We start from the raw sequence: 6,000 nt of genomic DNA on the forward strand, positions 1-6,000 counted from the left end.
AACTCAAAAAATTAGCACTCTTTTATCAAGAGTGCTAAAAATCAATCTGAAGACCTAGAACCTTGCTATTCATCTACTCGGTATTTCCTTTTTAGTCTGAAATAACCATGAATTAGATAAGAAATCAGAAAAGCATATAAAACAAAAATAAGAAAGAAAGACATAGAAAGATCCTCTCTAAACAAACTCATACAAACAACAAGACCACCTGAGAAAGTAGCTGTACAGGAACGAAGTCTAGATCGCATAACTTCCCATTTGAGCCCCTTACTCATATAGACTTGATCCTCTGGAAGTAAATCAGAAGACGATTTACGAAGAATCGAACAAGAACCTGCTCCTATCAATTCCCAACCTCTATCTCTAAAATCTTGCAGTTCATGCTTATACTTTTTTAAGAAATCTAGAATCATAGATACGGTAGATGACATCGTCTGGTTGACATTGGTCAAAATAGAACAAACCAAAACGACTCGTTCTATACCTCCAACCTTTCAAATGCATCTCATGTAAATGTTCTTCTTCCTTGTCCAAATCAACAATGGTGAAAATCCGAAATTCTACTCTGCTATTCATTGTCTTACCCCAAAATTAGAAAACATGCCTGGCGTTATTTATTAGATAATTCTTTCCGCTTTTGACTCAATCTCCAAAAAATATAAGAAATCTGAATCGCAAAAACTATCAATAAAACCCAATCTATTATGAAAATCAAAAACACTTTCCAACTGAAAGAACTACCTCCAGTGACAAACTTTGAGAAAAACGGTAGTAGAGCTAAAAAGAGAAGTAAAATAGGAAGCATCCGCATTGTTAAAATCCGTTTGGCATAAAAAAATCTTTATTTAAACGAAAATATTATAGCAAAATTTACGCCAGTTTTTGAACGACTGATGTAGATATTTTATACTTTCAAAATGTTTAAATGTGATTATTTATTTTTGAAAAATAGCTCACCAGCCCGACTGAAAGTGCTTATAGAATGATAATAAGTCGCCTGCCGAAAACAGCGGAAAATAGCGGTGTTATGCGGAGATAATCTGACGCGATGCGAAAGTATATTGCATACTTATTTTCAACAATTTAGCAGAGTATTTTTATAAGTGTGATATAATAGAAGTATAATTTGTTCTGATAGTTTATTTTATGGAGAAGTAGATTTTTAGAATGCGGAGGGTTCAATATGGTTGAGTTTATAAAGTCTAAGAAAGAAATGAGTGAGGAGGATATTAAAGCAAATTTCATCACTCCTGCTATTGTATCCAAAGGATGGAAAAATGGTGAGCATATCGCTTACGAAGAATACTTCACTGATGGTCGAATTGAGGTTAGAGGAGATAAGGCTCGTCGTAAAGAAGGAAAAAAATCAGACTATTCACTGTATTACCAATTTGGAACTCGAATTGCAATTGTTGAGGCAAAGGATAATAAACACAGCGTTCGAGCAGGATTACAACAAGCTATTGAATATGGAGAGATTTTAGATGTTCCATTTGTTTATTCTTCGAATGGTGATGGCTTTATTGAACACGACCGTATCACGAGAGAAGAACGTGAGCTGGAGTTAGACGAATTCCCTACTCGTGAAGAATTATTTTCTCGTATGACGAAGGAAAAAGGATTGACGTACGAAATTACAGAAGCTATCTCAACTCCATACTATACAGACGCCTTCTCAATGAAAACGCCACGCTATTATCAGCAAATAGCTATCAACCGTACTATTGAAACAGTTGCCAGAGGACAAAAACGAGTAATGTTTGTGATGGCAACAGGAACGGGGAAAACGTTCATGGCTTTTCAAATTATTCATCGCCTTCGAAAAGCTGGTTTGGCTAAACGAGTTTTATTCTTAGCAGATAGAAACATCTTAGTAGACCAAACGATGGCTGAAGACTTTAGGCCATTCGAAAAGGTAATGACGAAAATTACACCAAAACTTTTGACTGCTCCTGAAAAATTAAATTCTTTTGAAATTTATCTAGGGCTTTATCAGCAACTAACTGGTGAAGATGGAACTGAAACACATTATCAAAAGTTTGACAAAGACTTCTTTGATTTAGTCATAATTGATGAAGCGCACCGTGGCTCAGCTAAGGAAGACAGTAACTGGCGTAAGGTGATTGATTATTTCAGTTCTGCGACACAGATTGGGATGACCGCTACTCCTAAAGAAACCAAGAATGCTTCCAATACGGAATACTTTGGTGAGCCAATCTATACTTATAGTTTAAAACAGGGAATCGAGGATGGTTTTTTGGCTCCATATCGTGTTATGAGGGTTAATTTAGATGTGGATGTGGATGGTTATCGTCCAGAAACTGGAAAAGTTGATACTAACGGACAATTAATAGAAGATAGGTACTACGGCAGGAAAGATTTTGACAAAACCATTGTCATTGATGATAGAACGCAAAGAGTTGCCAAGTTTGTTTCTGATTATATGAAGCAAAACAATGCACGATTTGATAAAACAATTGTTTTTTGTGTTGATATTGACCATGCCGAGCGAATGCGTGCTGCACTTGTAAAAGAGAATCTAGACTTAGTCCAAGAAGACTATCGTTATGTCATGCAAGTAACTGGTGACAACGCTGAAGGAAAAGCTCAACTGGATAACTTTATGGATGTCAATTCTAATTTTCCCGCTATTGTAACAACGTCTAAATTATTAACGACAGGAGTTAATGCTAAAACATGTCGTTTGATTGTTTTAGACTCTAATATCCAATCCATGACTGAATTTAAACAAATTATTGGTCGTGGCACACGTCTTTATCCTCAAAAGGGGAAAGAATTTTTTACGATTATTGATTTTCGAAATGTTACCAATTTGTTTGCTGACCCTGATTTTGATGGCGAACCAGTGAAGGTTCTGGAAACGGGCGCAAAAACAAACAATGGTACTACACCTGGTTTTGTAAACGAAGGTGGTGACCCAGTAGAAAAATATATCGTTACAGACAAGCAGGTTACCATTCTTAATTCTACTGTTCAAGTATTGGATGAAAACGGGAAACTGATTACCGAAAGCCTGACCGACTACACTCGGAAGAATATCTTAGGTAGCTACGCCACTTTGAACGATTTTATCACAGTTTGGCATACGGCGGATAAAAAGAAGCTTATCTTAGACGAACTTTATAAAAAAGGAGTTTATCTAGATGCTATTCGAGAGTCGGAGGGAATATCAGAACAAGAAATCGATGATTTTGATTTACTCCTAAAACTTGCCTATGGTCAAAAAGAATTAACCAAGACGGAACGTATCAATAAACTCAAACAAAGCGGATATTTATATAAATATAGTGAGGAAGCGCGTGCTGTTTTGGAAATTTTACTGGACAAATACATGGATAAAGGTATTGGAGAACTCGAAAGCATTGAAACATTAAAACTTCCAGAATTTCAGATATATGGTGGAACCTTCAAAATCATCAATACTTATTTTGGAGATAAAAAACGATATTTACAAGCAATTAAAGAATTGGAGAAAGAGCTATTTACAGTAGCTTAATGAAAGGAAAGTATGTCAATTACATCATTTGTAAAAAGAATTCAAGATATCACTCGAAACGATGCTGGTGTTAATGGTGATGCTCAACGTATTGAGCAAATGTCTTGGTTATTATTCTTAAAAATTTATGATAGCCGTGAAATGGTTTGGGAATTAGAAGAAGACGAGTATGAGTCAATTATCCCAGAGGAATTAAAATGGCGGAATTGGGCTCATGCTCAAAATGGAGAGCGGGTATTGACAGGCGATGAATTACTTGATTTTGTCAATAACAAGTTATTCAAAGAGTTGAAAGAGCTTGAAATAACTTCAAATATGCCTATTCGAAAAACGATTGTTAAATCAGCTTTTGAAGATGCGAACAACTATATGAAAAATGGCGTCTTGTTACGCCAAGTCATCAATGTTATTGATGAAGTTGATTTCAATAGCCCTGAAGATCGTCATTCGTTTAATGATATTTACGAAAAAATTCTTAAAGATATTCAAAATGCTGGAAATTCAGGAGAATTTTATACGCCACGTGCAGCGACTGATTTTATTGCCGAAGTTCTTAACCCAAAACTTGGAGAATCAATGGCAGACCTTGCTTGCGGAACAGGAGGCTTCTTGACTTCGACTCTGAACCGTTTAAGTAGTCAACGTAAAACTAGTGAAGATACCAAAAAATATAATACAGCTGTTTTTGGTATTGAAAAGAAAGCATTTCCTCATCTTTTAGCAGTTACAAATCTGTTTCTTCACGAAATTGATGACCCTAAAATTGTTCATGGAAATACTTTGGAGAAAAATGTTCGTGAATATACGGATGATGAAAAATTTGACATTATTATGATGAATCCACCTTTTGGAGGGTCAGAATTAGAAACAATAAAAAATAACTTTCCAGCAGAATTACGGAGTTCTGAAACAGCTGATTTATTTATGGCTGTCATTATGTATCGTTTGAAAGAAAATGGTCGTGTTGGAGTTATTTTACCTGATGGTTTTCTATTTGGTGAAGGTGTAAAAACTCGCTTGAAACAAAAACTGGTAGATGAGTTCAACTTGCATACGATTATTAGGTTGCCTCATAGTGTCTTTGCACCGTATACAGGAATCCATACGAACATTCTTTTCTTTGATAAAACAAAGAAAACAGAAGAAACTTGGTTTTATCGTTTAGATATGCCAGATGGTTATAAAAATTTCTCGAAAACTAAGCCGATGAAGTCAGAACACTTCAATCCTGTTCGTGACTGGTGGGAAAATCGTGAAGAGATTCTGGAAGGTAAGTTCTACAAATCTAAATCATTTACACCTAGTGAATTGGCTGAGTTGAATTATAATTTAGACCAGTGTGGCTTTCCAAAAGAGGAAGAGGAAATCTTAAATCCCTTTGAGTTGATTCAGAATTATCAAGCGGAAAGAGCAACTTTAAATCATAAGATTGATAATGTATTAGCTGATATTTTGCAGTTGTTGGAGGACAAATAATGACACCAGAACAACTTAAAGCAAGTATTCTCCAAAGAGCGATGGAAGGGAAATTAGTGCCGCAAAATCCCAATGACGAACCTGCAAGTGAATTATTAAAGAGAATTAAAGCTGAAAAAGAAAAACTTATCAGTGAAGGAAAAATCAAACGAGATAAAAAGGAAACTGAGATATTTCGTGGTGATGATGGGAAACATTATGAGAAGTTCGCTGATGGAAGTGCTCAAGAAATTGATGTTCCTTATGATATTCCTGAGAATTGGGAGTGGGTGAGGTTTTCTACATTGGTTGAAATTGTCAGAGGTGGCTCTCCACGACCAATCAAAGATTATCTTACTTCTGAAGTAGATGGAATAAATTGGATAAAAATAGGTGATACTGAAAAGGGTGAAAAGTATATAAATAATGTTAAAGAAAAAATCAAAAAATCAGGGCTTAACAAAACTAGATTTGTAAAAAAAGGTACATTTTTGTTAACTAATTCTATGAGTTTTGGTAGACCTTATATTTTGAATGTTGATGGTGCAATACACGATGGATGGTTGGCTATTTCGAACTATGAAAACTCATTAAATAAAGATTACCTATTCTATATTCTTTCATCAAATGTAGTTTATTCTCAATTTCTATCTCTAATTAGTGGAGCTGTTGTGAAAAACTTGAATAGTGATAAAGTTGCTTCTATTCTTATCCCTCTCCCTCCGCTAGCTGAACAACAACGCATAATAGAAGCAATCGAATCAGCTTTAGAAAAAGTAGATGAATATGCTGAAAGTTATAATAGACTCGAACAGCTAGATAAAGAATTTCCAGATAAACTAAAAAAATCTATTCTTCAATATGCTATGCAAGGAAAATTAGTTGAACAAGACCCAAATGATGAATCAGTCGAAGTTTTACTTGAAAAAATACGAGCAGAAAAACAAAAACTCTTTGAAGAAGGCAAGATTAAAAAGAAAGATTTGGACATTTCTATTGTTTCCCAAGGAGATGATAACTCTTATTAT

General features: G+C 34.9%; 3 protein-coding genes and 1 pseudogene. 3 read left to right on the top strand and 1 reads right to left on the bottom strand.

What is annotated here, in order from left to right:
• Window positions 1–65 precede the first annotated feature (65 nt).
• A pseudogene (locus HT687_RS01250) lies at window positions 66–576 on the bottom strand (DUF2812 domain-containing protein).
• Window positions 577–1,183: 607 nt separating this feature from the next.
• Between HT687_RS01250 and HT687_RS01255 the strand changes: the two are divergent.
• From HT687_RS01255 to HT687_RS01265, 3 genes are all read left to right on the top strand, one after another.
• On the top strand, window positions 1,184–3,517 hold the full coding sequence (locus HT687_RS01255) for a DEAD/DEAH box helicase family protein (protein WP_138699497.1): 2,334 nt from the start codon (window positions 1,184–1,186) through the stop codon (window positions 3,515–3,517).
• Window positions 3,518–3,529: 12 nt separating this feature from the next.
• On the top strand, window positions 3,530–4,993 hold the full coding sequence (locus HT687_RS01260; RefSeq protein WP_016397115.1) for a class I SAM-dependent DNA methyltransferase: 1,464 nt from the start codon (window positions 3,530–3,532) through the stop codon (window positions 4,991–4,993).
• A partial coding sequence (locus HT687_RS01265; protein ID WP_172924045.1) for a restriction endonuclease subunit S occupies window positions 4,993–6,000 on the top strand: 1,008 nt, incomplete at its 3' end. The genes HT687_RS01260 and HT687_RS01265, both read left to right, overlap by 1 nt.

The sequence above is a fragment of the Streptococcus sp. 1449 genome (genome assembly GCF_013276805.1).
GTDB classification, from domain to species: Bacteria; Bacillota; Bacilli; order Lactobacillales; family Streptococcaceae; genus Streptococcus; species Streptococcus pseudopneumoniae.